Here is a 4,395-nt window from a genome sequence, read left to right on the forward strand (position 1 = left end):
GGCTCAGATTCATTCATCTTTTCCCCCTTATTTAGTAATTGTACCTCTTTCTATACTCTTTGAGCGGGAAGGGAGTAGTCTATTTGCGATCGGCATCGCCCGCACGATCGATCTACACTCGGCTGTTGGCATTATGTCTACTTTGCCATCGCCAATTATTGCAGGTGGGTTATCCTTTCTAATTCTCGATCTCTACATGTATTTTTGGCATCGGATAATGCATACAGTACCGATCGCCTGGAGATTTCATTTAGTACATCATACCGATCGCCAGATGAATGTATCCACTGCCTATCGCTTTCATCCGATCGAAATTATTAGTTCGAGTATTCCCAAATTATTGCTAATTTGGTTGCTGGGAATTCCTAGCAATTTTGTGTTAATTTACGAATCGGTGTTTACCGCCATCGTCGCGCTCCATCACAGTAATTTTGCACTTCCCCCAACAATCGATCGAATATTAGCCTATATCATTCTGACCCCACATTATCACCGCATCCATCACTCGCAAGTTGTAGATGAAACCAATTCCAACTATGCCAGCGTGTTTATCTGGTGGGATCGTCTCTTTGGGACTTATCGCGATCGTCAGGACGTCCAAAACATCCAACTCGGCATTAGCGAAGAAAGCCGCGAGTTAAACCTGCTCCAATCTCTCGCACTGCCGCTGCCAAATAGTAAACCTTAATCCCTCCCACCACTTATCATATAATTTAGGCTTCCGATCGGGATTTGAGGATTTACAGGATTTGCACCGATGAGGCTATCGGTGCTAAACCTATGTCTCCTAACCCCTATCCCCTAAAACCTAAAGCCTAAAGCCTACTCCCTAATTTCGCGATCGAGCAGCCAGAAAGTATGAGTAATCCCGATCCAACCACCACCGATACCACTACTGCCGCCCCAGCATCATTAGATATCGAGCGCGCTAGGGCGAGCTTACAGCAGAGTTTATCTCGATATGCCGCAACAAAAGTCGGGGAAGTTTCACCCAGCTTGCAGAGCGATTTAGATACCTTAGCGTACACATTGACTAAGCTGGAGCAGACTAGTTATAGTATTGCCGTTTTTGGCATGGTCAGTCGTGGCAAATCAGCAGTGCTCAACGCGCTGATGGAAAAAAACATCTTAGAAATTGGCCCTCTAAATGGGGTTACCCGATTTCCGCGATCGATTCGGTGGTCGCCAGATGGCATTATGCAAGTCGATTTAATCGATACTCCTGGCTTAGATGAGATCGATGGGGAAGCCCGCGCTAAAATGGCCGAAGAAGTCGTGCGGCAAGCCGATTTAATCTTATTTATTATTGCAGGCGACATTACACAATTAGAATATCAAGCATTGTGTGAATTGCGCCAAGCCCATAAGCCGCTGTTACTAGTATTTAATAAATCCGATCTCTATCCAGAACAAGAACGTCAGAGCATCTATCAACAATTACAAAATTTAAGCGGCGATAGTGCTAGCGATGAATTATTGCAGCGATTGTTATCGGCAGATGAAGTCGTGATGGTGGCCGCAGATCCCACCCCGATTCAGGTTCGGATCGAATATCCCGATGGGACGAAAAAGTATGAATGGGAAAAACCCGAACCCCAAATTGCACCTCTGAAGCAGAAAATTCAAGAGCTAATCGCTAGAGAAGGTCGATCGTTATTGGCAATCAATGCTTTAGTACAGGCGCGTTCGGCTGAAGAGAATTTGGCAAAAATTACCTTGACAAATCTGCGATCGGAAGCAAATGCTTTAGTCTGGAAATTTGCCCGGTATAAAGCAATTGCAGTTGCTGTCAATCCGATCGCAATTTTCGATGTTTTGGGTGGTATATTTGTCGATTTATTACTGATTCGATCGCTTGCCAAGTTATACAATCTACCGATGACCAAATATGAGGTCAAAAAGTTATTCAGCGGGATTGTATTTAGCAGTGCGAGTTTATTGCTGGGCGAGTTAGCCACAGGCTTAGTCTTTGGCGTAGGCAAAACCGCCGCACTCATCGGTGGTACCTTCAACTGGGCGATCCTTCCCGGCTACTTGGGTGCGGGAGCAATTCAAGGCGCGATCTCCGGTTATGGTGCCTATATGGTCGGTAGAGCCGCTCAAACTTATTTGGCAACTGGTTCGACTTGGGGTCAATTGGGCGCGAACACTGTAATTAAAGAAATCCTCGATCGAGTCGATGATGCGACCATTATTTCACGATTGCGCGACGAATTATTACCGACTCCACCAACGCCAGAAGCGGAGAGCGAGCAGGTGAGTGGGTAGGATTTTGGATTGCGGATTTTGGATTGCGGATTGCAGATTACAGATTTGTAGGTTGGGTAGCGGCGCATCGACTGGGAGGTTCCCTCCCAGTTGTGTGCGACAAGACAGAGCAAAGCGAAACCCAACACACTCAACCAAGTTTCTTTCATCTTTATAGCCGACGTTTACGTCGGCTCAGTCGCTTCGCCAGGACAAAACCCAACGCACAGAGCGAGCGATTAGCCTTGTAAACCTACAAAATCACGAATTACTTTACCGATACCACTAGTCACCCTAGCCAGCTTGTCAAAGTCGATCTTATCGATCGAATCATCCATCGTATGGTAATGAGGATAGCGAAAAGGAGCGGTATCGGTAATCATCACAGCTTGATAACCCTGCTGCCAAAACGACCAATGATCCGACCAGCCGACACCCTGAACCATACTAGGTAGCGCGACACCTTCAGAAGGAAATTTAGCTTGAGCGCGGAAAGAACGAACCGTATTGCGAAGCAATTCCCGCGAATCAATATTGGCTATAAACCCAATAAAATTGCCTTGAGTCGGATACAACAGGCTCAATGGGGGTGGATATTTCTGGGTATTGGCTTGGTCGGTGAAATATCCCAACGTCTCTAAACTAAACATACCCACAATCTTATCGCCGCGTTGCTTGGCTGCTTGAGCGTAGACGAGACTACCCATGTTCGGCTTCCAAAAGAATGGCGGCTCCTCATTAGTAAATTCTACAAATCTAATAGTACGTAAGGGTTTAGTCCCGACAAACGCTCTGGCTAAACCCAATACAGCAGCGGCACCCGTAGCATTATCATTCGCACCAGGACTCGTAAAGGCTGTGTCGTAATGTCCGCCAATCACCAGGATTTGCTCGGCAAGACTGCTACCAGGAATTTCGACTTCAAGATTGCTAAAAGTTTTACCATCGACAGTATATTTCTGCTCTTTGACAGTATATCCTGCTGTTCCTAATTCTTTTGTGAGGAAGTCTTTAGCAGCGACGAGATTTGCATAATTCCCACTATTGCGACTGCCAATCTTAGTTGCAAGCGTCTCAACATCGCGTTGGAGATTATCTTTTAACTCGATCTCACTGGCACTCAGCGTTGGTAAGGCTTGCCGATAACTCTCCCCTGGCATCCACACCATCAACGACCATCCAAATATTAGGAGGGAGACGATAATAATAGCCAGAATAGCTAACCTTTTCAGAGCCGCGCTATCGATTAGTTTGAGTTTAAAGTTCATCGCAGATTCGATCGATACCGCAGAATTTTATTTAAATAATGTTGGTGCTGCGGTGTGTAATAAAGATAAAACTCCATCAGCAACTAATTGTACCGCGATTACCTACGGTAGGCTTTGCCACCGCCAAGATAAAAAAGCCCAATATCCGATTGAGCGCGCCCATCCCATTCCGTCCCAACAGCAACAATAACGTCTCGCCTAGTACCAGACAGACATAGAGCAAAATGCCAAATAATACAATCCCGATCGCACAACCGAGATAATCGCCCAATTGGCTCATTCGCGTCGATAGCCCGATAATAACACCGATCGAGCCAGGGCCAGCAATTAGCGGCGTCGCCATCGGCGTAAACGAAACATCCTCTTTTTCGGCTCCTGCTTTCTGCTCGGCATCCATCAATCGCGGTTTGCTCGCCACCAATTCCCAAGCCGCATGACCAACTAATAAGCCACCTGCAATTCGCAATACATCTAAAGAAATCCCAAAAAATTCTAGAATCGCCCGTCCGCCAACTAGAAATACAGCCAAAATTAAAATGACACTAATGGCAGTACGTTGAGCTTGCTTGCGCCGCTCTTGGCGGCTATCTGTCGCAGTCAAGCTATAAAATATCGGTACGGCACCGATCGGATTGGCAATCGGAAATAATGCTGCCAATGTGCCGATCGCGTAATTCAGTATTGCAGATGTCATCAGTCAAGGGTGAGGGGATAGGTAGTGGATGGGTGGATGGGTGGACACAGAGACGCTTGCACCCAAATTCACTATTGACAATTCATCTCTACTCTCTACTCTATACATTCTGCCGCGCGACCTGAACTGGTCACTCCGTCCGTGGGAGCCTTCTCCCACTAAGGGATTCACACCCCTTACCCTTAT

The 4,395-nt window shown here is 46.5% G+C and carries 4 protein-coding genes; 2 read left to right on the plus strand and 2 right to left on the minus strand.

Annotated features, from left to right (window positions below; translation table 11 throughout):
* A partial coding sequence (locus C7B77_RS24875) for a sterol desaturase family protein (RefSeq protein WP_146138505.1) occupies positions 1-688 on the plus strand: 688 nt, incomplete at its 5' end.
* Between the two features lie 170 nt (positions 689-858).
* Complete coding sequence (locus C7B77_RS24880) at positions 859-2,268, plus strand: GTP-binding protein (RefSeq protein WP_106311257.1); 1,410 nt, start codon at positions 859-861, stop codon at positions 2,266-2,268.
* Positions 2,269-2,486: 218 nt separating this feature from the next.
* Here the strand turns inward: C7B77_RS24880 and C7B77_RS24885 are convergent, their stop codons facing one another.
* Together C7B77_RS24885 and C7B77_RS24890 are read right to left on the minus strand one after the other, a co-directional pair.
* Complete coding sequence (locus C7B77_RS24885; RefSeq protein WP_106311260.1) at positions 2,487-3,515, minus strand: M28 family peptidase; 1,029 nt, start codon at positions 3,513-3,515, stop codon at positions 2,487-2,489.
* Between the two features lie 76 nt (positions 3,516-3,591).
* Positions 3,592-4,209, minus strand: coding sequence for a MarC family protein (locus C7B77_RS24890; protein ID WP_245894386.1), 618 nt, complete (start codon positions 4,207-4,209; stop codon positions 3,592-3,594).
* Positions 4,210-4,395: the final 186 nt, after the last annotated feature.

This window comes from Chamaesiphon polymorphus CCALA 037 (assembly GCF_003003845.1).
Lineage (GTDB): Bacteria > Cyanobacteriota > Cyanobacteriia > Cyanobacteriales > Chamaesiphonaceae > Chamaesiphon > Chamaesiphon polymorphus.